The organism is Tractidigestivibacter sp. (assembly GCF_050946515.1).
Classification (GTDB): domain Bacteria; phylum Actinomycetota; class Coriobacteriia; order Coriobacteriales; family Atopobiaceae; genus Tractidigestivibacter.
On sequence record NZ_JBMNUX010000010.1, the window covers coordinates 18,979 to 40,921 of the forward strand.

The 21,943-nt window shown below is 61.1% G+C and carries 19 protein-coding genes, 1 tRNA gene and 1 other RNA gene; 14 read left to right on the forward strand and 7 right to left on the reverse strand.

What is annotated here, in order from left to right:
* Positions 1-68 precede the first annotated feature (68 nt).
* Positions 69-440, forward strand: a transfer-messenger RNA (tmRNA) gene (ssrA, locus tag ACOYJL_RS07150).
* A 74-nt stretch (positions 441-514) separates the two neighbouring features.
* Here ssrA and pfkB read toward each other — a convergent pair.
* On the reverse strand, positions 515-1,444 hold the full coding sequence (pfkB, locus tag ACOYJL_RS07155) for a 1-phosphofructokinase (RefSeq protein ID WP_433569534.1): 930 nt from the start codon (positions 1,442-1,444) through the stop codon (positions 515-517).
* Positions 1,445-1,565: 121 nt separating this feature from the next.
* Here pfkB and ACOYJL_RS07160 point away from each other — a divergent pair, with 121 nt between their 5' ends.
* The 10 genes from ACOYJL_RS07160 to tsaE all read left to right on the forward strand — a co-directional run bounded on the left by ACOYJL_RS07160 (position 1,566) and on the right by tsaE (position 11,621).
* Positions 1,566-2,462: a patatin-like phospholipase family protein gene (locus ACOYJL_RS07160; RefSeq protein ID WP_433569535.1), complete on the forward strand. Its 897-nt coding sequence runs from the start codon at positions 1,566-1,568 to the stop codon at positions 2,460-2,462.
* 205 nt (positions 2,463-2,667) lie between these two features.
* A complete protein-coding gene (rplM, locus tag ACOYJL_RS07165) occupies positions 2,668-3,108 on the forward strand; it encodes a 50S ribosomal protein L13 (protein WP_433569536.1) in 441 nt (146 codons plus the stop codon).
* 3 nt (positions 3,109-3,111) lie between these two features.
* On the forward strand, positions 3,112-3,507 hold the full coding sequence (gene rpsI, locus ACOYJL_RS07170; protein WP_433569537.1) for a 30S ribosomal protein S9: 396 nt from the start codon (positions 3,112-3,114) through the stop codon (positions 3,505-3,507).
* Positions 3,508-3,753: 246 nt separating this feature from the next.
* Positions 3,754-5,091, forward strand: a complete 1,338-nt coding sequence (gene glmM, locus ACOYJL_RS07175) for a phosphoglucosamine mutase (RefSeq protein ID WP_433569538.1) — start codon at positions 3,754-3,756, stop codon at positions 5,089-5,091.
* A 123-nt stretch (positions 5,092-5,214) separates the two neighbouring features.
* Positions 5,215-7,065, forward strand: coding sequence for a glutamine--fructose-6-phosphate transaminase (isomerizing) (glmS, locus tag ACOYJL_RS07180; RefSeq protein ID WP_433569539.1), 1,851 nt, complete (start codon positions 5,215-5,217; stop codon positions 7,063-7,065).
* A 4-nt stretch (positions 7,066-7,069) separates the two neighbouring features.
* On the forward strand, positions 7,070-7,612 hold the full coding sequence (acpS, locus tag ACOYJL_RS07185; RefSeq protein ID WP_433569540.1) for a holo-ACP synthase: 543 nt from the start codon (positions 7,070-7,072) through the stop codon (positions 7,610-7,612).
* Positions 7,613-7,614: 2 nt separating this feature from the next.
* Complete coding sequence (locus ACOYJL_RS07190; protein ID WP_433569541.1) at positions 7,615-9,237, forward strand: NAD(P)H-hydrate dehydratase; 1,623 nt, start codon at positions 7,615-7,617, stop codon at positions 9,235-9,237.
* A 77-nt stretch (positions 9,238-9,314) separates the two neighbouring features.
* On the forward strand, positions 9,315-10,475 hold the full coding sequence (alr, locus tag ACOYJL_RS07195) for an alanine racemase (RefSeq protein ID WP_433569542.1): 1,161 nt from the start codon (positions 9,315-9,317) through the stop codon (positions 10,473-10,475).
* Positions 10,476-10,518: 43 nt separating this feature from the next.
* Entirely contained in the window at positions 10,519-11,136 is a 618-nt protein-coding gene (locus ACOYJL_RS07200; protein ID WP_433569584.1) for a uracil-DNA glycosylase, read from the forward strand.
* A 2-nt stretch (positions 11,137-11,138) separates the two neighbouring features.
* On the forward strand, positions 11,139-11,621 hold the full coding sequence (gene tsaE, locus ACOYJL_RS07205; protein ID WP_433569543.1) for a tRNA (adenosine(37)-N6)-threonylcarbamoyltransferase complex ATPase subunit type 1 TsaE: 483 nt from the start codon (positions 11,139-11,141) through the stop codon (positions 11,619-11,621).
* 83 nt (positions 11,622-11,704) lie between these two features.
* Here the strand turns inward: tsaE and ACOYJL_RS07210 are convergent.
* The 3 genes from ACOYJL_RS07210 to ACOYJL_RS07220 all read right to left on the reverse strand — a co-directional run bounded on the left by ACOYJL_RS07210 (position 11,705) and on the right by ACOYJL_RS07220 (position 13,904).
* Positions 11,705-11,779 (reverse strand) — tRNA-Glu (locus tag ACOYJL_RS07210).
* A gap of 104 nt (positions 11,780-11,883) precedes the next feature.
* A complete protein-coding gene (locus ACOYJL_RS07215; protein ID WP_433569544.1) occupies positions 11,884-12,846 on the reverse strand; it encodes a hypothetical protein in 963 nt (320 codons plus the stop codon).
* Positions 12,843-13,904, reverse strand: coding sequence for a response regulator receiver protein (locus tag ACOYJL_RS07220; RefSeq protein WP_433569545.1), 1,062 nt, complete (start codon positions 13,902-13,904; stop codon positions 12,843-12,845). Before ACOYJL_RS07220 ends, ACOYJL_RS07215 begins: the two co-directional genes overlap by 4 nt.
* A 443-nt stretch (positions 13,905-14,347) precedes the next feature.
* Here ACOYJL_RS07220 and ACOYJL_RS07225 point away from each other — a divergent pair, with 443 nt between their 5' ends.
* The 3 genes from ACOYJL_RS07225 to deoC all read left to right on the forward strand — a co-directional run bounded on the left by ACOYJL_RS07225 (position 14,348) and on the right by deoC (position 18,626).
* Positions 14,348-16,210, forward strand: a complete 1,863-nt coding sequence (locus tag ACOYJL_RS07225; protein WP_433569585.1) for a carbon starvation CstA family protein — start codon at positions 14,348-14,350, stop codon at positions 16,208-16,210.
* Positions 16,211-16,570: 360 nt separating this feature from the next.
* On the forward strand, positions 16,571-17,797 hold the full coding sequence (locus ACOYJL_RS07230) for an iron-containing alcohol dehydrogenase (protein ID WP_433569546.1): 1,227 nt from the start codon (positions 16,571-16,573) through the stop codon (positions 17,795-17,797).
* Between the two features lie 187 nt (positions 17,798-17,984).
* Entirely contained in the window at positions 17,985-18,626 is a 642-nt protein-coding gene (deoC, locus tag ACOYJL_RS07235; RefSeq protein ID WP_433569547.1) for a deoxyribose-phosphate aldolase, read from the forward strand.
* A 56-nt stretch (positions 18,627-18,682) separates the two neighbouring features.
* On the opposite strand, the gene ACOYJL_RS07240 is transcribed toward deoC, so the two are convergent.
* From ACOYJL_RS07240 to ACOYJL_RS07250, 3 genes are read right to left on the reverse strand one after another with little or no spacing between them, the layout of a single operon-like run.
* Positions 18,683-19,531 carry a YjjW family glycine radical enzyme activase gene (locus ACOYJL_RS07240; protein WP_433569548.1) on the reverse strand — a complete coding sequence of 283 codons (849 nt, stop codon included), beginning with the start codon at positions 19,529-19,531 and terminating at the stop codon, positions 18,683-18,685.
* An 8-nt stretch (positions 19,532-19,539) separates the two neighbouring features.
* Complete coding sequence (locus ACOYJL_RS07245; protein ID WP_433569549.1) at positions 19,540-21,054, reverse strand: YjjI family glycine radical enzyme; 1,515 nt, start codon at positions 21,052-21,054, stop codon at positions 19,540-19,542.
* Complete coding sequence (locus ACOYJL_RS07250; RefSeq protein WP_433569550.1) at positions 21,054-21,794, reverse strand: Crp/Fnr family transcriptional regulator; 741 nt, start codon at positions 21,792-21,794, stop codon at positions 21,054-21,056. Before ACOYJL_RS07250 ends, ACOYJL_RS07245 begins: the two co-directional genes overlap by 1 nt.
* Positions 21,795-21,943 lie beyond the last annotated feature (149 nt).

Sequence of the window (21,943 nt, forward strand, 5' to 3'; positions counted from 1 at the left end):
TATCCGCAGGCGCTAGCGCTTGCAAGCACTTTGATATTCGCATGGTGGCATTGGCCCCACTTCATCTCGGGGGTGACTGGTTTCGACAAGGTATGTCTGAGATGGGTAGCAGGCCGTGGTCTCCTCGCCACGTTAAACAGGGGAACCGTCAAATTGAATTGACGACAACAATTCTTACGAGCCTCAGCTGGCTCTCGCTGCTTAAGCTTTAGCTTGCAGCGCGCCAATCCGGAGAGCGCTCCCGGCTCCGGTGCGGTGTCATCTGAGGGAGACGCTCGCGCGGACGTGGTTGGTATGCCGCGCGCTAAGACTGAACCAGCTGGGACGACAAGCGCGGGTTACCGGGTGCGCGTCGTCTGAGATCTAACCGGCAACTGAGCCTGGAGACACCTGTCAGGGATGTGCCTTGGACCGGAGTTCGATTCTCCGCACCTCCACCATACGTAACAAGCGCCGTCGAGAGAGCCTCTCGACGGCGCTTTTTTCGCTCGCGTTGTCACGCGCGGCGCAGCGCTTACAGCTTCGTGAGCTCGACCCTATCGATGAGGGAGTCGACGACGGATCGCTCGGCGGCCTGCGTGCCAGACTGCATAACGTTGGCCGCGCCGGTGGCCATGGCCAGGCGCATGGTGTCCTCGATGCCCATGCCGTTGCTCTCCGCATACGCCATCGCTGCCACGACGGAGTCGCCAGCGCCCACGGTGGATCCAACGGGCACCTTCACGGGGCCGGCGTACCAAGCGCCATCAGCGGTGGCAATAAGGCCGCCCTCGCCGCCCATCGAGATGAGGACCTTCTCGATGCCCTTCTCGACAAGCTCCTGGGCTGCGGCCGCAATCTCCTTCACGTCGGTCAGCTCGCGACCGACAAGGCCGGAGAGCTCGTGGTCGTTCGGCTTGGTGAAGTACGGCTTTGCCTCAAGGCCGTGCTTAAGCGCGTCGCCGTCGGCGTCCAGATACACCTTTGCGCCCGTCTCGCGCAGCGTGCGGGTCCAGGTTCCATACGTTGCGCGGTCGGTGCCAGCGGGAAGGCTGCCGGAGAGCACCACGATATCGCCCTTCTGAACCTGCTCGACAAGCTGGTCGAGAAGCTCGTTCAGCATGGCGTCGGTTACCTTGGGACCAGGCTCGTTGATATCGGTGTGGGTGTCGTTTTCGGGGTCGATGACCTTGAGGTTGGTGCGCGTCTCTCCCTCGACGTGGTAAGCAAGCATGCGGATTCCGGCGTCAGCGAGCGCCTCCTCGATCCACTTGCCGGTGTTGCCCGCAAGCACGGCAACGGCCTCGGAGGAGCCGCCCAGCTTGGCGATGACCTTCGAAACGTTGATGCCCTTGCCGCCGGCGTCGCTGCGAAGCTCAGTGATGCGGTTTACGGCATCGACTTTCAGATTCGGGACCTTGACGGTCTTGTCCAGAGCGGGGTTGAGCGTGACGGTATAGATCATCGGTTCCATCCCTTCCGCAAGGATTACAGGTTGAGTCCATTCTAATTGTGGACGCTCGCGTGTGCCCGACCTCTTTGCAGCGGGTACGATGTTCTCGTCAAACAGAAAAAGGGGAGGGGCCATGGATTCCGACAACGCGCTGGTGCTTGAAGGCGGAGGGTTTCGCGGCATGTTCACCGCCGGCGTCCTCGACGTGCTGATGGAGCATAACGTCTACGACTTTTCGAGCGTCTGGGGCGTCTCGGCGGGAGCGCTCAACGCCTTCAGCTTCAAGAGCCGCCAGATTGGGCGCACCATGCGCATCATGCTGGCATTTCGTGACGACAGGCGGTTCATGTCCTTTTGGTCGCTTGCTACGACGGGAAACATCGCGGGCGGCGAGTTTCTCTACGACGAGGTGCAAAACAGGCTCGATCCTGGCGACAACACCACGTTCAACAACAATCCTCTGCGGATGTATGCGGTTGCGTCCGATCTGGTCTTTGGCACCGCGGCGTATCTTCCGTGCGAGGAGTTCCCCCGCGACGTCGACAAGGTGCGCGCCTCTGCGTCGCTTCCCTTGCTCTCGCGCGTGGTCGAGATTGACGGGCACCGGTATCTGGATGGCGGCACGACGGACTCCATCCCCTTTGAGGTGGCGCTGGGAATCAACGACGCCCCACAGGTCGAAGGATATGCGCCAGCAAGGCGCGCGTTGGTTGTGGTGACCCAGGACCGCACGTATGAGAAGAGCGCCGCACAGGGGGCGCTTGCCGTGCGCTCGCGCCGCTACTCTGACTACCCCTACTATGAGGAGGCTCTTGCGACGCGCTATCTGCGTTACAACGCCAAGCGTGAGCGCCTGTTCAAGCTCGAGGCCTCCGAGAAGAGCCCGGTGATCGTAATCGCACCCGAGAAGCCCGTCGAAGTGGGCACCAACGAGCACTCGGGCGGCAAGCTCCTTGACCTCTACCTTCAAGGGCGCAATCAGGCCGTGCGCCGGCTGGACGAGATAAAGTCGTTTCTTGCGGGCGAGTAGCAGCGCAGACAAGCTGGGTCTCAAGGCTCGACTCGCGTGTGGGGAATGTGAATGGCTCAATGAGCTGGATTTTTTCGGCTCTGTCCGAAAGCCTTGGTATATACTTTTAAGGCTTTTCCACAGAGCCCCGTAATCTCTGACAAAAAAGCAAGCACAACGGTTCGTCCAGGAGCCGTTAGCACGTAATTCTCGTAGGAGGAGTCAAGTGAAGAAGTCGACTCAGTTCGCCAAGCCCGGCGAAGTCGAGCGCAAGTGGGTGCTCATCGACGCCGATGGCATGACGCTCGGCCGTCTCGCCACCAAGGCCGCGATGATTCTTCGCGGCAAGGACAAGCCGCAGTACACCCCCAACACCGACACCGGCGACTTCGTGATTGTCATCAACGCCGACAAGGTCGTCCTGACCGGCGTTAAGGCTGACCACAAGTCTTACTGGCGCTACTCCGGCTGGCTCGGTGGCCTCAAGACCGAGTCCTTCAAGGAGGCTATGGCAAAGCACCCCGAGCGCGTCGTCGAGCACGCCATCAAGGGCATGCTCCCCAAGACCAGCCTTGGCCGCAAGCAGGCCACCAAGCTCAAGGTTTACGCTGGCCCGGAGCATCCGCATGCAGCTCAGAACCCCGTCAAGATCGATCTGGAGGCTTAACCGATGGCTGATAACACCGCTGTTTACACCGGCACCGGCCGTCGCAAGGAGGCTGTCGCTCGCGTCCGCCTCGTGCCCGGCACCGGCAAGGTCATCGTCAACGGTCGCGACGCCGCCCAGTACTTCGGCCGTCAGCAGCTCGTTGACAACGCAATTGCACCCCTTCGTCTGACCGAGACCGCCGAGAGCTTCGACGTCTACGCCAACTGCGATGGCGGCGGCATCAATGGCCAGTCCGGCGCTCTGCGCCTTGGCATCGCTCGCGCCCTTCTCAGCGCTGGCGAGTATCGCGCCGAGCTCAAGAAGGCTGGCTACCTTACCCGCGACTCTCGTGCCGTCGAGCGTAAGAAGTACGGCTTCAAGAAGGCCCGCAAGCGCCCGCAGTTCTCCAAGCGCTAGGCCGTCTGGAACAAATTGCTTGTGCAGGGTCCCCGCTTTTGCGGGGGCCTTTTTTATGTTGTCTTGGCTTTTTGGAGACTCGCTGACCGCCTGGTGCAAGCCTGATGCGCCTGCCTTGGCAATCCCGCCGCTCGCCCATATTGCGGGGCCTTTCCGTGGCCTTTCGAAATGACGCGGGAGGTGCTGGTAGAATCATTCGAGAAGCTCTTCCATTCCACAAACGCAGCATCGTCACTAGGAGCAGAAATGAAATACTTCGGCACGGACGGCTTCAGGGGCAAGGCCAATGAGGGGCTCAACGTTGACCATGCCTTCAAGATCGGTCGCTTCATCGGCTGGTACTACGGAGCGCGCAAGGGCGCAAAGGCCCGCGTGCTCATTGGTAAGGACACGCGCCGCTCCAGCTATATGTTTGAGTCTGCCATTGTCGCTGGTCTTGTTTCGAGCGGCGCTGACGCGTACATGCTGCACGTTATCCCTACCCCCGGCGTTTCCTACGAGGTCATCGATGGCGCCTTTGACTGCGGCATCATGATCACCGCATCGCACAACCCCTTTACGGACAATGGCATCAAGCTCGTGAACCGCGAGGGCTACAAGATGGACGAGGATGTCCTCGAGCAGGTCGAGGACTACATCGATGACAAGTTTGAGGTGCCTCTCGCCACAGGAGACAACATCGGCTGCACCGTTGATTACATGCAGGGGCGCAACCGCTACATAGCTCACCTAATCTCTTCCTGCGGCTTCTCTATGCAGGGGATCAAGGTCGGTCTTGACTGCGCAAACGGGGCGGCGTCGTCCGTTGCGCGCCCGGTCTTTGACGCTATGGGCGCCGAGACCCACGTTATCAACAACGCGCCCAACGGCTTCAACATCAATGTGGACTGTGGCAGCACCCATGTGCAGCGCCTGCAGGACTTCGTCGTTCGCAGGGGCCTTGATGTCGGCTTTGCCTATGACGGCGACGCCGACCGCTGCATCGCCGTCGACGAGCGCGGCCGCGTCGTCGACGGGGACCTCATCATCTACGTTTGCGGCACCTATATGGCCAAGCACGGTCGCCTTGCCAAGAACACCGTCGTCCCAACGGTGATGAGCAACTTCGGCTTCTTCAAGGCGCTCGACACCGCTGGCATCAAGTACGAGAAGACCGCCGTGGGGGACAAGAACGTCTGGGCTTGCATGATGGAGCACGGCTACACCCTGGGCGGCGAGCAGTCCGGTCACATCATCTTTGGCGACCTCGAGAAGACCGGTGATGGCATCATGACGAGCCTGCGAATCATGGAGGTGCTCCTGGCCGAGCGAGAGAAGCTCTCCGAGCTCACGCGCCCCGTCACGCTCTATCCGCAGCAGCTCGTAAACGTGCGCGTCTCCGACAAGAGCGCTGCCATGGCTTCCTCTGAGGTCAAAGCCGCCGTCGAGCAGGCCGAGAAGTTCCTCGAGGGCAACGGTCGCGTGCTCGTGCGCGCATCTGGCACGGAGCCGGTGGTCCGAGTGCTTGCCGAGGCTCCGGATGAGAAGCTTTGCGCCGAAGCCGACAACATCGTTTTGGCGGCGCTCGAGCCATTCCAAGCCTAGTGCGACTCGTCCCGCTTGCACCTCCCGTGCTCCTTGTCACGGGTTGTGCAAGCGGGGCTGCTAAACTGCAACAAGCGAATTTGGCCAGGCCCTTTGGTCGGGTCGTGATCTCGGAGGACTCTTATGTGCGGAATCGTTGGCTATACCGGAAAGAATCAGGCCGTCAAGTACTTGCTTGAGGGGCTTCAAACGCTCGAGTACCGTGGCTATGATTCCGCTGGCGTCGAGGTGCTTTCTCCCGATGGGGCTCTGCATGGCGTAAAGTGCGCCGGTCGCGTTTCCACGTTGGTCGATCGCTGCGCCACGGCAAACCTTGTCGGCACTACGGGAATCGCGCATACGCGCTGGGCTACCCACGGCTCTCCTACTGACAAGAACGCGCACCCGCACCTTGACTGCACGGGGCGCATCGCCATCGTGCACAACGGCATCATCGAGAACTTCCGAGAGATTCGTTCCTATCTCACCCGCAACGGTCACACGCTCGCCTCTGACACCGACTCCGAGGTCATAGCGCACCTGATTGAGGACGCGTGGGCAGGTCCCTGCAAGGGCGACCTTGTCTCCGCCGTTCGCAATGCCGTGAGCCGCCTTGAGGGCTCATGGGCGCTCGCCGTCGTCTGCGCCGATGCTCCCGATCAGATAGTCGTCGCACGCAACGGCTCTCCGCTTGTCGTGGCCTCTACGCCAGATGGCGCCTACGCAGCCTCAGATGTGACGCCGCTTGCTAGCGTCACCTCGCACGTGATTCAGCTTGACAACGGTCAGCTCGCCCTTCTCAAGAAGTCTGGATCGGTCGATGTCTTTGACGCTGATGGCTCGCCGGTTGAGCATCCTGCAACCTTTGACATCGACTGGGATGCCTCTGCGGCAACGCTCGGCGGCTACGCAGACTTCATGGAGAAGGAGATTGCCGAGCAGCCAGAAGCGCTTGAGCGCCTGCTCAAGGACCGCATGGGCGAGAAGGGCATCAGGCTCGACGAGCTGGCGATGTCAGAAGACGAGCTCGCCTCGATCGACCGCATCTTCCTCATTGCCTGCGGAACGTCCTATCACGTGGGCCTTATTGCCAAGACGTTCATCCAGACCTGGGCAAAGATCCCTGTCGTCTGCGAGTACGCCTCAGAGTTCAACTACGAGCAGGACGTCCTCATCACCGACCACACGCTCTGCGTGATCATCACCCAGTCCGGCGAGACGGCAGACACCCTCACGGCCGCCCGCCGCATGAAGGGCATGGGCTGCAAGGTCTTTGCCGTGACCAACGTGCTCGGCTCCTCTGCCGCGCGCGAGTCCGATGGCGTTCTCTACGTTCAGGCGGGTCCCGAGGTCTGCGTCTGCTCGACCAAGGCCTACACGGCCCAGATGGTCGCCAGCGCGCTTCTTGCGCTGCGCCTTGCCCAGGCAAAGGGCGAGATGAGCCTCCAGGAGGTCCAAGGTCACTACGACGACCTGATGACGCTGCCCGACCTTGTCCGCACGGTGCTTTCTCGCTCTTGGCAGGACAAGCAGGCTGCAAAGGTGTTCCGCCGTGCGCACTCCGCGCTCTTCCTCGGTCGTGGCGTAAACTCCACGACGGCCTACGAGGGCGCTCTCAAACTCAAGGAGGTCAGCTACCTTCACGCTGAGGCCTATCCGGCCGGAGAGATGAAGCATGGCCCCATCGCCCTGCTTGAGCCGGGCTTTCCGGTTGTTGCGATCGTGCCGGAGGACCGCGTGCACGACAAGACCGTCTCAAACATCCAAGAGGTCATCGCCCGCGGCGCCACCTGCGTGGCCGTGGCAACCGATGGCGACGAGTCGGTGGCGTCGCTTTGCGAGCACGTTCTGTGGATTCCGCCCGTTGACGACGAGCTTCTCGTGCCTATCGTTGCGGTCATCCACCTGCAGATCCTTGCGCGCTACGTTGCCCGCTCCCGCGGATGCGACGTGGATAAGCCCAGAAACCTTGCCAAGTCTGTGACGGTGGAGTAGACCGATGGCGCTCGCCGGCATTGGAGTTGACATGCTCGAGATTGCGCGGATGGAGGCGGTCATGCGCCGCCGCCCCCGCTTTTTGACGCGCGTCTTCACGCAGGAGGAGCGCGACTACTGCGAGAGCCGCCCGCATCCCGCCGAGCATTACGCGGCGTGCTTTGCCGCGCGCGAGGCCGTCGCCAAGGCACTGGGAACGGGCTTCTCGAATGGCGTGAGCTTCTCCAACATATCGGTTAGCTATGACAGTTCCGGAAGGCCTCACGCGATCCTTTCCGGCGGTGCGGCAGAGATGGCTCGCAAGCAGGGCGTCCGCGAGGTGGCCCTGTCCCTTTCCTGCACGCATGACGTGGCCGTGGCCAATGCCGTGGCGGTGACCGACGAGGTTCGCCCACGCGCCAACGAGAAGCCAGACCCCGAGCGTGAGCTCGCCGAAACATTTAGAGAGGCACGATCCATCCTCGACGAGCTCGATCGTGCCCAAGAAGGGATAATTGAAGAGGTGCCGGCCGCACAGGCAAGACCGGCTGATTCGAGCGAGGAGTAAAGATGCAGCCCGTTCTCAACGTCGAAGACATCAAGCGTGCTGAGGTTGCCCTCACGCGCGTTGGGATTAGCGTGTCGGAGCTCATGCACCGCGCAGGATACGCTGCCGCGCAAGAGGCTCTCGAGATGGGTGACGACGTGGCAAACGTCGCCATTCTCTGTGGCATGGGCAACAATGGCGGAGACGGTTGGGTCGCGGCGGAGGCGCTGCAGTCTCGCGGCGTAAACGTCAAGGTCGTCACTCCGATTGACCCTGATGAGCTCTCGGGCGACCTTGCCCGCCAGATGGCGCAGCGCGCGGTGCGCGCGGGCGTGTCTACGCTGGTAGGGCCCTCGCGCGACGAGCTCGAGGGTCTTCTCTCTGCGGCCGACGTCGTTGTCGACTGCATGCTGGGCACCGGGTTCCATGGCGAGCCCCGCGCCCCCTTTGACATCTGGATCGACTGCGTCAACGGCTGCGGAACCCGCGTCCTTTCCGTAGACGTTCCCAGCGGTCTTTCCGCTCAGACCGGCCATGCGCCGGGTGGCTGCGTGATGGCCGATATCACGGTAACCATGCTTGCCCTCAAGCCGGGCCTTCTTGCTGACAGGGGTCGTGATGCATGCGGCTCGATCGTCGTGGCTCCGCTGGCCGAGCAGACCGAGCGCATTGTGGTAGACGCCGACCCTGTGGCCTGGCGCGCCGACTTGGAGGACTATCTTGACGTGATGGTCCCACGGTCAAATTCGGTGGACAAGTTCACGCGCGGATCCGTACTGGTAGTGGGGGGCTCCTCTCGCTTCATAGGCGCTCCCGTGATGGCGGCTCGCGCCGCCGCGCGCGCCGGCGCCGGCTACGTCACGCTCGCCGTTCCCGATGCCATTGCGCCCATTATCCAGTCGCACGTGCTTGAGATTCCCGTTGTCGGGCTTCCCTCTGACTCTGGGGGAACCATCTCGAAGGAGGCCTGCAAGACGGTGAGCGAGCTGGCGGAGAAGAGCACGTCGGTCCTCGTCGGTCCGGGGATGACCGTGACAAGCGGAACCACCGCGGTCGTCTCGTCTCTGCTCTCTTGCGACCGCCCGCTCGTGGTGGACGCTGACGGCCTCAACTGCATTTCTCGCCTAACCTCCAATGCCCTGCCTGACTTTCCGGAGCTTCTGCGGAGGAATGCCCCGCTTGTTCTGACTCCGCACCGCCGCGAGCTTGGGCGGCTCGTTGGCCGTCAGGACAATCCGCCTGACTCTCTCTCCGAGCAGCTTGAAGAAGCTCGCAACATCCTCTGGTCCGACGGCGGCTCTGAGCTGTGCGTTGTTGCCAAGGGCTCTGCGACGGCATGCGTAAGCGTCGAGCGCGCCGTGCTTCCAAAGCCTGGCCCCGCCTCGCTTGCAACGGCGGGGTCGGGGGACGTGCTCTCCGGAATAATCGCCTCCGAGCTCGCCCAGACCTATGGGCGCGTCAACGGGCTTGCCGTGCTCTGCGCGTTTGCCTGCGAGGTTCACGGCTATGCAGCGGCGCTCGCCGAGCAGCGCTATGGCTCGCGTGGCGTTATGGCAACCGACATAATCGATTGCCTTGGTCTTGCTTCGGACGCCCTTGCTGAGCACATAGAGTTTCCGACTGATGATGAAGAACCTGTCGCGTAAGACGCGCGGGCTTCAAGACGCGTAGGATTGACGCGGGCGCGACCGCGCCGAGTATGACCGATTTCTTGGGGGTCTTCATGGCTGGATCAGTGTGTCCCGATGACCGATGGGCATGGGTCGAGGTCGACCTTGCCGCTCTTAGGCGCAATACGCGCGCATTCAAGGGGCTGCTTGAGCCTGGCGTCAAGATGATGTGCGTTGTGAAGGCTGATGCCTATGGCCACGGCGCTGTTCGATGCGCCTCGGTCATGCGCTCGGCCGGTGCTGACCAGTTTGCCGTGGCAACCGTGCAAGAGGGCGTTGAGCTGCGCAAAGGCGGCATCCAAGAGCCTATCTTGGTTCTTTCCGAGCCTCCGGAGACCTGCGTCAAGACCCTTGTCGACTACGACCTCATGCCGTCCGTTTATGATGCCGACTTCGCACTTGCGCTGGGCGAGTGCGCTGCGTCTGCGGGCAAAGTCGCTCGCTACCACCTGGCCATCGACTCCGGCATGACGCGCATCGGCGTTCGCCGCGAGGACGTCGTCGAGCTGCGTCGCACGATAGACTTCCACCGCGGCCTTGAGTGCGCGGGCATGTTCACGCACTTCGCAACCGCCGACGTGATTGACGACTGGGACTTCTCCCTGCAGCTGAACCGCTTCAACGAGGCGGTGCAGGCGGTGCGCGAAGCCGGTCTTTCCACGGGGCTGGTCCACTGCGACAACACCCCTGGCACGGTCCTGCATCCCGAGTGCCATTACGATATGTGCCGCGTGGGCATTGGCCTCTACGGCCTGCAGCCTGCTGAGACCACTGCTCCGCGTATCCAGCTTGAGCCCGTCATGAGCGTTCGCGGCCGCGTGACGCGCGCCATCTATCCGCAGGTGGGGGATGGCGTGGGCTATGGGCTCACCTGGCGCGTGCCCAAGAAGAACATGCAGGTGGCAACCGTTCCAATAGGATACGCGGACGGCCTTGCGCGCGAGCTCTCCAACAACATGGAGGTCCTCGTGAACGGCATGCGCTGCCGTCAGGTCGGTCGCATCTGCATGGACCAGTTCATGTTTGCCGTCGACGTCAACAACGCTCGTGCCTATCGCCCCGCCTCTCCCGTCTCGCAGGGAGATGTCGTAACGGTGATTGGCGCCGATGGCGACGAGCAGATTACCGCCGATGACATGGCAGCCCTGCGCGCCACTATCAACTACGAGGTTGTCTGCGACTTCGGCATGCGACTAGAGAAGATCTATGTCTAGGCGCCGTGTTCAGCGGTCGTACCTAATGGGGGATGACGGATCGATGCCCGCACTGCACATACCCGGTCACGAACATCCACGTCCAAAAGAGGTCTCGCTTGAGGAAATCCGAAGCCTCATGGGCGATTGTCAACTCTGTCCACTGGGGCAAACAAGGACCAATCTGGTCTTTGGAGTCGGTAACCCCAGCGCGCGCGTGATGTTCATTGGCGAGGGTCCGGGAAAGAACGAGGACCTGCAAGGAGTTCCCTTTGTGGGGGCTGCTGGCAAGAGGCTCGACTCGCTCCTCTCGCTTGCTAACTTGACGCGTGACGAGGTCTACATCGCCAATGTGGTGAAGTGCCGCCCTCCCTCAAACCGCAACCCCAAGCCCGAAGAGATTGCAGCGTGCTCGCCGTTCTTGCGCGAGCAGATTCGCTCTGTCTGGCCAGACGTACTTATCTGCTTGGGCAACTTTGCCTCGCAATTTGTGCTTCAGACCGAGAAGGGCGTGATGTCGCTGCGCGGAAAGCTCTATCAGAAGGGTCATTTCATCGTGTGCCCAACGTTTCACCCAGCAGCGACCATCTATCACTCCGATTGGGAACCGCTGCTTGAATCTGACCTCACGATGGTCGGCGCGTGGCTCGCGGCAAACCCCGCTGGTCCCGGAAAGGAGTAGCGATGGAGGCCTCGTTTGAGACAAGCTCGCAGGACCAGACTATCTCACTTGGTCGCAAGCTCGGCAAGATCTTGCAAGAGGGCGACGTGCTCGTCTTGACCGGCGACCTTGGCGCTGGAAAGACGCAGCTCACCAAGGGAATTGCCGCTGGCATGGGCGTCGAGGGCGACGTCACGAGCCCAACGTTTACGATTGAGATGGTCTATGAGGGCACGAGCATGCCGCTCTACCACTTTGACCTCTACCGACTTGATGATCCTGACCAGCTCGAGGACACGGGGCTCTTTGACGTGATGGGCACAGACGGCGTCTGCGTGATCGAGTGGGGCGAGCAATTCTCCGATCAGATTGGCGACGCCCGTCTCGACGTGCTGGTTACGCGTCTTGATGACAAGGCGGACCCTGGCGAGGAGCCACCACGAGAGGTTCGCTTTGTCTCTCACGATGAACGCGGAGACAAGATCGTCGCCGAGCTACTGAGCTAGGCCGTTAAGCTGCGCCGCATTCCAATCTGTGCCAACGAAAAGGGCCCGCTCGGCAAAGCCGGACGGGCCCTCTTCTTGCGGAATGGTGCCCCCAACGAGACTCGAACTCGTGTCGTCGCCTTGAAAGGGCGATGTCCTGACCGCTAGACGATGGGGACGCAGGGCTGAGTATATCAGATATGCCTAGCTGCGAAGAATTGAATGGCAAACGCCCATGGACGATAAACACGCAAAGCACCCATCGCAGCCCTGCCGGCATGCCCTACCAGCCATAGCCACTTTCGCGCCCAAACGACTTTGCGGAGGCAACCAGCCAGTCAAGACCCTGCGTCCAGTCGACAAAGCCTGGGGTGTCGTCGATGATGGTCTCCGCATCGTGCATCAGCTGAATTGCCTCGTCAAAGCTGCCGGGCTTTGTCTGTGGGCGGTCGGGGAGGTATGGCTCGACAAATACCGGGCGCAACAGCGCGTAGGCCCCGCCCCTGCTGAGCTTGTCAAATCCGCGCAGAGCGCGCTGTGCTGGGTACATGCGCCCGAGCTTGTAGAGCAGCATCGCACGCCCAAAGTTGATCCACAAGTTGTCTTGGTCGGGGTAGCGACCGTCGAGGTCGTTAAGCCCCTCCTCATCTTCGAGGCGGGCTAGGACCAAGGCGAGCGTGCGTCGCGCGCCTAGCGCATCGGAAGGGGAGTCGCTAAGCAGCTGCTCACAGGTCTGTTGCGCCATGCGATAGCGAGAGCTCTCCACCAGGGCGCGCGCGATGGCGTCACGAAGCCGCAGCCTGGGATGGGCGAAAACATCATCCCAAGCATCGGGGCGGTGCTTGTTGTCGCCGGTTGGGGCACTCTTGGCAAGCTCGTACATGTCGTCAAGGCGCTTGTCCGAATCGGACTCTTCTACAAGAATGATCAAGAGGCGCGCGTCAGTGCACTCCGGAGATATCGCTGCCGCCTCTTTGCAGGAGCTTGAGAGTGCCTTGAGCCGCTTGTCGTGCCTCAGCTTGAACTCGGTGTCGTCAAGCGCGTCGTCGTTCGTGCAGCTTGCGTGATATCTGTCGAGAGCTGCCCCAAGCCGGGCAAAGGCCTCTTCTTCTCGGTCATCAATGAAGTTTGCGGGGTTCTCCCTCACGGCTAAGAGCAACTCCTCGAAGCCCTCGTCGGAAAGCCCGCCAATCTTCTTGCGGCGTTTTTGCGCACAGCGCAGGATAAGCTCTTCGTGCGCCCTCACTGCGCGTCGCCCCCTAGCGGTCCGTTTGGAAAGACGGTGTTGAGCTCGCGGGCCTCGCGAGCAGCCTCGGGATAGAGCTCCGAAGCCGTGTTCGCCAGCCAAGTTCCCAAAGATCCGCGCCCGCTTTCTCCGTAGCCCTCTTGTAGAAGCACCGTTCCCTCAGAGAGGGCCAAAAGCAGCTCGTCCTCGCTATAGGGGGTGGCATCAAGCCTCGAGAAAACCCCATCCGGAATCTCTACTTGATGGATGAGCGCTGCGGCAAAGCCGTTATAGGTTGTCACGAGCTGAAGAATCTGCTCGCGTGCAGCAGGGAAGTCGCGGCGCTTGTAGGCAAGGGCAATGCGCGCAAGCTGCGTCCATGCGTCGTCGAAGGACCTAAGGGGGTTTATGGCCCGCTCGCGGGCAATGAAGGCATCGAGCCCCGCTTCGTCTTCGAGCTTTGCGTATGCAAGGGCCATCGTGAAGCGGACATCAGCGGAATCCGCCGGATCTGCCTCGAGGAGCTTTTCTCCAACTTTGATGGTAAAGCGATTGCGACCGCAGATAAGGGACTCTTCTGCCAGCGAGCCCATCCATCGCAGATAGGGGCGCATGGCAATGTCGCGGGCAAGCGCGGCCCGCTCGACGCTGAGCGATGTGCCAACCTTGCTTCGAAGTTCCTCGCAGCCTTTGCGCACATCCTCTGCTCCGGCGAGCAAGAACTGGAAATACGGCTCAAAGCCGGCGACGCGGCGAGACTCCTTCATGCGGATGGCGTCGTAGCAGTTGTGGTCGATGGAGATGGCCTCATCAAGCAGCTTGCTTGCATGGGTGACGAGTTTTGCCGCGTTCTCGCTGTTGGCAAAGGGAAGCTCGTAGTCTATGTCAGAAGTTGCCTTAACCACCAGATGGAAGGCACGGTCGGAATTTGTCTGAGGAAGCTTGTCTCGCTCCAGAGCGTAGCGACGGCCAAAGTCCGAGAAGGCGTGCGCGGCATCGCTTGGGTTTTGCTCGTCAAGCTGGCTGGCGAAGCGCAGCGCAAGGCGCTGGTAGTCCTCTTGTCTTGGGTCGAATGACACTGCGCCTCCTCTATCGCCGATTCTGCGGTCAACGAGCTTTCTTCCATGGTAGCCCGATGGGGTCGCTCATGCCCCCTGAGGTTCCCGAGGGGGCATTCAGAGGCGCGGACGGTAAGACAAAGTATATTTGTATAGCAGTTGTCGCGTGCGGTAGGAATGCAGCCGCAGACGGTCTAAAAATGTTTCAAAAAGTGCCTAAAACTGTTAACAGTCAGATAACGGCTGATATTTTGTTGAATATGCGAAAACATGAATTCTATTCGATAATAAAACATCATTTTTAAAGAAAAGCTGAAATATCAGCTAGATATTCAATTTCAGTTCACGAGGCACCCAAGAAATCTTGAAATCGAAATCCCGAGCTAGACCTACTATTCGACCCACAAGCGCGAAGGCGTGGGAGAAGCCCACAAACGCGCCGACAGTAAGGAGGTATGACCAAGATGAATGGAATCACGGTAATATTGATAGCGGCGGTGGTCCTCATTATTGGCTACCTCTGCTACGGTCGTTGGCTTGCCAATAAGTGGGGCATCGACAAGGACGCCCTCACCCCTGCCGTCCGCATGGAGGATGACAAGAACTTCACTCCCGGCTCTCGCTTCGCCGTGTTTGCACACCAGTTCTCTTCGATCTGCGGCGCGGGTCCTGTTACCGGCACCATCGTTGCCATGATGTTTGGCTGGCTGCCCGTCCTTCTCTGGGTTCTTGTCGGCGGCATCTTCTTTGGCGCCGTTCATGACTTTGGCGCCTTGTACGCCTCAATCAAGAACAACGGCAAGTCTTTGGGCCAGTTGGTCGAGAAGTACATTGGCAAGACCGGCCGCCATATGTTCCTCGCATTCTCCTGGCTGTTCTGCTGCATCGTCATCGCGGCCTTCGTCTCGATGGTCGCGGGCACGTTCGCTACGACCACGGGCGCTGACGGCGCGGTCGACTTTTCCAAGTCTTATGCTGGCGGCAGCGCAGGCACCATCTCCATCCTTCTGACCTTTGCCGCGATCTTCTTTGGCTGGGCCTGCCGCAAGTGGAGCCTGCAAGGCGTCTCCAAGTTCGTGCTCGCCATCGCCCTCATCGCCGTCACGTTTGCCGGCGGCATGGCGCTTCCCATCTACCTCAACACATACGGCTGGATTGCGGTCGTGACGCTTTATCTTGTCTTTGCCTGCTCCATGCCCATCCAGACCCTCAAGACCCCTCGCGACTTCCTCACCGCGATCATGATGGTTGCAATGATCATCTGCGCGGTATTGGGCATCATTGCTCTCGGCGTCAACGGTCAGGCCACGATGACTGCGCCCATGGTCGTAAGCTCTGAGACCCTTGAGGCGCTTGCCGCAAAGGGCAACTACATCTTCCCGGCCCTGTTCGTCTCCGTCGCCTGCGGCGCCCTGTCCGGCTTCCATAGCCTGGTCTCCTCTGGCACCTCTTCTAAGCAGATCTCCAACGAGGCTGACGCGCTGCCGGTTGGCTACGGCGCCATGGTGCTCGAGTCCTTCGTCGGCGTGCTCGCTATCGTCGTCGCCGGCATCATGTTCGGCGACATGAACACCTCCGGCACCGGAGCGCTCAACAATGGCGTCGCTAGCACTCCGTTCCAGATCTTTGCTGCTGGCGTTGCCCGCGGCATGGAGCTCATGGGGTTCAACGCCACCTTCGCAACAGTCTTCATGACCATGAACGTCTCTGCGCTGGCGCTCACCTCAGTCGATGCCGTTGCCCGCATCGGTCGTACCTGCTGGCAGGAGTTCTTCTACGAGACTAACGACGCCGCCGCCACTTCCGCGCAGCAGTCAGGCGCACGCAAGGTCGTCACCAACGTATGGTTTGCCATTGCGGTCACGCTGGCACTGGGCATCGCCCTTTGCTTTGGCGGCTACCTCAACATCTGGCCGCTCTTCGGCGCGTCAAACCAGCTCTTGGGCGGCATGACCATGATTACGCTGGCAGTCTTCTGCAAGTGCACTGGCCGCAAGGGCTGGATGCTCTACGTGCCCGTTGCCTTCCTTCTGGTTTGCACCTTCACCTCGCTGGGCATGAGCATCTACAGCTGCTGGACCGCCGTTGCGGCCGACCAGTCGTTTGCCGTCATCGCCACCAAAGGCTTGCAGCTCGTCGTCGCAATCCTGATCGTGATCCTTGGCCTGATCGTTGCGTCTCGCTGCCTTGGCGAGCTGTTCCACAAGGAGCCCGGCTCGCTTCCCGACGAGGAGCCCCAGTGGTCCGAGCTTGGCCGCAAGCACGTAGCTGAGGCCAAGAAGAACGCAGCCGCCGCAGAGGCTAGCTCCGAAAAGCAGACCGCCTAGTCCTTCTCAAACAAATTGCTCTTGGCGCCCGGCATTGACCGGGCGCCTTTTTGTTAGCGAGCCAACAAAATGTGATGATAGCGTGTAGAAAAGATGTCGAAAGTTTTACGCCAAACAACACGGGTACGTGCAACGTTGGGTCACGGGAAGGCCGCTCCGCTTCCTAAAGGGTACCTATTGGGCGTCCTTTTTGAGCGGAATTGACTTTCTCATTCTGCTAGAGTGGTCGAGGTTTCGTCAGGGGCTCAGGTTTTCCCAAGCTTCTGGCAATCGCGTTCCTTGAGAGGGCATCAAGGGGTTGACCAACCAACCCCTCAACAGTTGTCGCCATCGGTGGCGACCACAGAATTGGAGGATGTTATGGGACGTTTTACTAACCCGCGCGACGTGTACTTTGGTGAGGGCGCCCGCCATGAGATCAAGAATCTCAAGGGCCACAAGGCCATCATCGTTTCCGGTGGTCACTCCATGCGTCGCGGCGGTTTCCTGCAGGATGTTCAGTCTGACCTTGAGTCCGCTGGCTTCGAGGTGAAGCTGTTCGAGGGTGTCGAGTCCGATCCTTCCGTCGAGACGGTCATGAAGGGCGCTCAGGCCATGCTCGACTTCCAGCCTGACTGGATTGTCGCCATCGGCGGCGGCTCCCCGATCGATGCCGCTAAGGCCATGTGGATCAAGTACGAGTATCCTGACTGCACCTTCGAGGATATGTGCAAGGTCTTCGGCATCCCTGAGCTGCGCAAGAAGGCTCACTTCTGCGCCATCTCCTCTACCTCCGGCACCGGCACCGAGGTCACGGCCTTCTCGATCATCACTGACTACCAGAAGGGCATCAAGTACCCGATCGCTGACTTCGAGATCACCCCGGATGTCGCCATCGTCGACCCTGAGCTCACCTACTCCATGCCTGCCAAGCTCTGCGCTCACACCGGCATGGACGCTCTGACCCACTGCCTCGAGGCCTACGTCTCCACCTCCGCCTCTATGTTCACCGACGCCAACGCGCTGCATGGCATCCGCGAGATCACCGAGTGGCTGCCCAAGTCTTACACGGGCGACAAGGAGGCCCGCCAGCACATGCACGAGGCTCAGTGCATCGCCGGCATCGCCTTCTCCTCTGGTCTGCTCGGCATCGTCCACTCCATGGCCCACAAGACCGGCGCCGCCTTCGAGAACGGCCACATCATCCACGGCTGCGCCAACGCAATGTATCTGGGCAAGGCCATCCAGTGGAACGCCAAGGACTCCCGTGCTAACGAGCGCTACGCCTACGTGGCCAAGGAGATCCTGCACCTGCCCGGCGAGACCAACGATCAGCTGGTCGAGAACCTCGTTCAGTTCATCCGCGACATGAACGACACCCTCAACATCCCGCAGGGCATCAAGAACTACGCCAATGGCGGCATCAAGGCCGACGCCAACAACGAGCCCGTCATGGTCTCCGAGGCCGAGTTCAAGGCCAAGCTCCCGACCATCGCTGCCAACGCCGTTCAGGACGCTTGCACGCCCGAGAACCCCCGCAAGACCGAGGCCGAGGACTTCGAGAAGATCCTCACCTGCTGCTACTACGACGAGCCGGTCAACTTCTAAGCTCTGTCCCGCTTATCGCTATCAAGGCTGGAGCCCAAAAGGACTCCAGCCTTTTTCTATGCCGGGAGGGGCGCGACCATGCTGCGCGCTCCGCTAGTAACCAAAGACCGATTTTGACTCGTGCGGTCGCATGGTGACAGGTACCATTGCCATGGCACTATGAGAGAAGCAAGACACTGGAGGCACTATGGAGCTCAACGCCTATATCGATCACACCAACCTGAAGCAGAACGCGACGCGTGCCGACCTTGCGCGGCTGTGCGATGAGGCAGCAAAGTACCACTTTGCGACCGTCTCCATCAACTCATGCTGGACTTCCTTTGCCGCCCAGCGCCTTGCTGGCACCGGTGTGGGCGTCACCACCTGCATCGGCTTTCCTCTGGGTGCCGCGTCGAGCGCGGCGAAGACCGCCGAGGCCGCCCAGGCCGTCTCTGATGGCACCTCCGAGATCGATATGGTCGTGAACGTGGGAGCCCTTATCGATGGGGACGACGACTACGTTAAAGATGACATCGCGGGCGTCGTGCGCGCTGCCTCAGGCCATCCCGTGAAGGTGATTCTGGAATGCTGCCTGCTCACGGACGAGCAGATCGTGCGTGGCTGCGAGGACGCGGTTGCCGCCGGAGCGGCGTTCGTGAAGACGTCGACGGGCTTCTCGACGGGCGGCGCGACGGTTCACGACGTGGAGCTCATGCGCAAGACGGTGGGAAGTCGTGCTCGCGTGAAGGCCGCAGGAGGCATCCACACCCGCGAGGAGGCGCTCGCAATGATAAACGCTGGCGCCGACCGTCTTGGGTGCAGCGCCAGCGTCAAGATCGTTGAGGGATAAGGCTTTAAGGCTCTAAATCGACGGCCCCTCGCCTTATGAGCGAGGGGCCGTTTTTGTCAGCTTACGACGACAGTTCCATAGCCAAGCTGATGGGCCAGAGACTCGATTGCGTTCATGCGCGAGTCGTCGGGGGAGGGGGCGTTCTCCATCTCGCCACGGACGCCAAAGTGCCTAAAGCGCATCAGGCGAAGCCGCGTCTTTCCGATGCGCTCGCCAAGCACCCCGGCGGCTCCCTTCACGGCGTCCTCGGGGTCGTTTCGGTCGTTTGTGACAATAACGCGCAGCTCAACAAGCTTGTCGTGCTCGGAAAGATAGGCGAGGTTCTGACGCACCATGACGCCGTCGGTACCGGTGAGCGACCGGAACCACTTGTCGTCCCAGCACTTGAGGTCGAGCATCACGCCGTCGGATATCCCAAGCAGGTACTCGTGCTTCGAGAAGTCTATGGTGCCGTTGGAGTCAATCAGGCATCCCAGCCCAACCTCGCGGCAGCGCTCGAAGAGCTCGGTCAGGAACTCGGGGTAGAGCATGCACTCGCCGCCCGAGCAGGTCACGCCGCGGATGAAGGGCATGTAGCCGCGCACACGCTCGAACGCCTCCTCGGCCGTCATGTGCAGGATGCGCGGAGAGGACCGGTGCTGGCACACGTTGATGCAGGTGTCGCACTTGGTGCATTTGACCGGGTCCCACTCCACCGCTCCTGCGACAAGGGAGAGCGCCCCCGCAGGGCAAGACTTTACGCATGCCCCGCAGGCAACGCAGAGCCTTTGGGTCTCGGGGTTGTGGCAGTAGGCGCAGTGAAGGTTGCAGCCCTGCACGAAGATCGAGCAGCGTGCGCCGGGCCCGTCCACGAGCGAGAACGGGATGATGTTGTTTATCGGCACGTGAGCGGACACTGGTATCACTCCACTCCCTACAGGCGAACCTTGCGGTCAGCAAGGTGGTTGGCGCGCCAGTTGCCCTCGCCGTCATGCGAGGTGTCGGCCAGCACGGCCTCGCCACGTGCGAACTTCTCCATCTCGGAACGCTTTACGAGGAAGCCCGTGATGCGGACGAGGTCGCCGTCGGAGGAGTAGAACGAGAGGTACTTGTCGTCAATCGCGAATGCGCCCTTCACGACGTCGAGGACGGCGTCGGGGTTCGAGGCGGCCGTGGGCTCGACGGGGAAGATGTCCGAGACGCCGGCGTTGAAGAAGCGGTGCATGCGTGCGCTGTGGCGGATGTGGTCGTAGAACACCTCGGGCTCGTCGCCAACCTTGATGCGCACGCCCGGCGTGACGCCCGGCATATCGGCGAAGCCTGCCTGTGCGTGCAGGGTGAAGCGGTTGCCGGCAACCTCGGAGTAGACCGCCGGGAAGGCGAGGACCTGCTCATAGACCTTGCACATAATCTTGTCGGCGAGGTCGTTGGCCTCCTCGTCGGTGCCATAGCTGCGGTCGTCGCCCAGCTTGAGAAGCTTCTTCACGCACTCGCTCATGCCTGCCACGCCAAACATGGCGCAGAAGCGGTCGCGGCTGATGAGCCCCTCCTTGGCGAGGAAGGACGTCTCGAAGAAGTTGGACTTCTCGACGAGGAAGCGGATGCGGGAGTTCATGTACTCGAGCAGCGCGCCTGTGGCGGAAGGCAGGATGTTGTCCATGAAGTCGTCGACGCTCGACGCCATGTCGGCCAGGTGCGGCAGAAGCAGGCGGTCAAGGCAGTAGGCGCCGCCGCCCATGGGCAGCACGTTATAGCAGCTCACGACCGTGTAGTCGCCAGGATAGGTCTCGCGATGGATGCGATCGTTGGCAAAGGCGGGGTTGGCGCACTTGAGCGTGGTGCGCACGGCCAGGCGCGCGAAGTCGTCGGGAGTGATGTCGGGGTCGTACTTGAGGGTGAAGTTAGGAACGGAGTTCTGCACCTCCTGCTCGACCTCCATCAGCAGGCGGCCAGCGCGTGTTTCCTCGGGTCCGATGTTGGCGTGGCAGTAGCCGCTTGCCACGGTGCGGTCAATGTAGTTGAGGAAGCGGGTGAGGCGCTGCTTGATCTCGTCGTCGCTCAGACCGTCGAGGTAGGGGTCGAGCATGCGGTCAAGCTGGCCCACGTAGACCGGGCGGCTCGTGACGGAGGGGACGTTGTCATAGATCATGGCAAGGTTCCACAGGGCGTCGTCAAGCGTCTTGGCCGGCTCGAGGCGGAGGAACTCGCTTCCCTGCTTCAGAAACTTGCCGTAGTCGGGGCAGATGTAGCGCGGACGGTAAGGGGCGTTGCCCTCGCACATGTAGTCAATGCCGCCGTGCTCGAAGAAGTAGTCCGCCTCCTTGGGACGCTCGATCGGGTCGATGCTGTTCTCGGCCGCCTGGGCCAGATGCAGCAGCTTCTGCTTGTAGGTGAGGTTGCTTGCCGTGCAGATGTCGTAGAACTCTTGGGTGTTGTCAATGGTCTTCATCAGCGTGCGTTCCTTTCTCCTTGTTGCGAGGACCCGTCGAGCCCGTCGCTAAGCATCCTCTCGAGAAGCGCATACGCCTCTCGGTCAATCACGATCTTTCGCCCCTCCAGGCGAACCATGCCTTCCGCTTCGAGCGAGTCCAAAGAGCGGCTCACCGTTTTGGCGCTGACGCCCACGCGCTCAGCGAGCTCGCGACGAGTGAAGGGCACGACAAATCGGTCGTCGGCTGCTCGGCTTGCGCCGTAGAGCCGGCAGAGCTCGAACGCCACGCGCCGGCGACCCTCCCAGCCAAGCAGCGAGCGCTCGTGGCTCGACTGGCCCGAGATGCGCTGGATAACCCAGCGAGAACGTGCGAGCAGAGCGTCCGGGTCTCCGGAGAGCCATTCGAGGTAGTCGGCATTCGAGGCGCGAATGAGCTCGGCGTCCGTCGCTGCGGTGAGCGAGCTGTGGTAGAACGGGCTGGCCCCTATTGCCTCCATCTCGCCAAAGACGGTCGGCGCAGCGAATTCGTCAATCACATAGGTGCCGCCATCCAAAAACCCGCTCGTCGAGGCGACAGTACCGCGGGTGAGCACATAGATAGACTCGGAGCGGTCGTGCTCTCGGACAAGCTGCTCGCCACGCTTGAGCCTGACAAGGCTGCAGCGGCTGAGAAGCGCGGCCGGTATGCGCCCTGCCCAAGGCTTGAGCCGGCGACGAGGCCCCTCGTCGAGAGTGTCAATGTATCCGAGAACGTCCATCTCTCTCCCGTGTCCGTTTTCGACCATATGGTAGGCGGGAACGGGCGAGAGAAAAAAGGACACATGTCCTATTCATTGATACGCCATGTCTTGTTTGTCGGTAAACGGCGAGCTACAGACGGCGTGCGGTCAAGAGATTTCCCTTGTCT

Excerpts from the sequence above, each read along its gene's own strand:
- pfkB (WP_433569534.1), bottom strand. The coding sequence starts at position 1,444 with ATGATCTATACCGTCACGCTCAACCCCGCTCTGGACAAGACCGTCAAG.
- ACOYJL_RS07160 (WP_433569535.1), top strand. The coding sequence starts at position 1,566 with ATGGATTCCGACAACGCGCTGGTGCTTGAAGGCGGAGGGTTTCGCGGC.
- rpsI (WP_433569537.1), top strand. The coding sequence starts at position 3,112 with ATGGCTGATAACACCGCTGTTTACACCGGCACCGGCCGTCGCAAGGAG.
- glmM (WP_433569538.1), top strand. The coding sequence starts at position 3,754 with ATGAAATACTTCGGCACGGACGGCTTCAGGGGCAAGGCCAATGAGGGG.
- glmS (WP_433569539.1), top strand. The coding sequence starts at position 5,215 with ATGTGCGGAATCGTTGGCTATACCGGAAAGAATCAGGCCGTCAAGTAC.
- acpS (WP_433569540.1), top strand. The coding sequence starts at position 7,070 with ATGGCGCTCGCCGGCATTGGAGTTGACATGCTCGAGATTGCGCGGATG.
- ACOYJL_RS07190 (WP_433569541.1), top strand. The coding sequence starts at position 7,615 with ATGCAGCCCGTTCTCAACGTCGAAGACATCAAGCGTGCTGAGGTTGCC.
- alr (WP_433569542.1), top strand. The coding sequence starts at position 9,315 with ATGGCTGGATCAGTGTGTCCCGATGACCGATGGGCATGGGTCGAGGTC.
- ACOYJL_RS07200 (WP_433569584.1), top strand. The coding sequence starts at position 10,519 with ATGCCCGCACTGCACATACCCGGTCACGAACATCCACGTCCAAAAGAG.
- tsaE (WP_433569543.1), top strand. The coding sequence starts at position 11,139 with ATGGAGGCCTCGTTTGAGACAAGCTCGCAGGACCAGACTATCTCACTT.
- ACOYJL_RS07225 (WP_433569585.1), top strand. The coding sequence starts at position 14,348 with ATGAATGGAATCACGGTAATATTGATAGCGGCGGTGGTCCTCATTATT.
- ACOYJL_RS07230 (WP_433569546.1), top strand. The coding sequence starts at position 16,571 with ATGGGACGTTTTACTAACCCGCGCGACGTGTACTTTGGTGAGGGCGCC.
- deoC (WP_433569547.1), top strand. The coding sequence starts at position 17,985 with ATGGAGCTCAACGCCTATATCGATCACACCAACCTGAAGCAGAACGCG.
- ACOYJL_RS07245 (WP_433569549.1), bottom strand. The coding sequence starts at position 21,054 with ATGAAGACCATTGACAACACCCAAGAGTTCTACGACATCTGCACGGCA.
- ACOYJL_RS07250 (WP_433569550.1), bottom strand. The coding sequence starts at position 21,794 with ATGGACGTTCTCGGATACATTGACACTCTCGACGAGGGGCCTCGTCGC.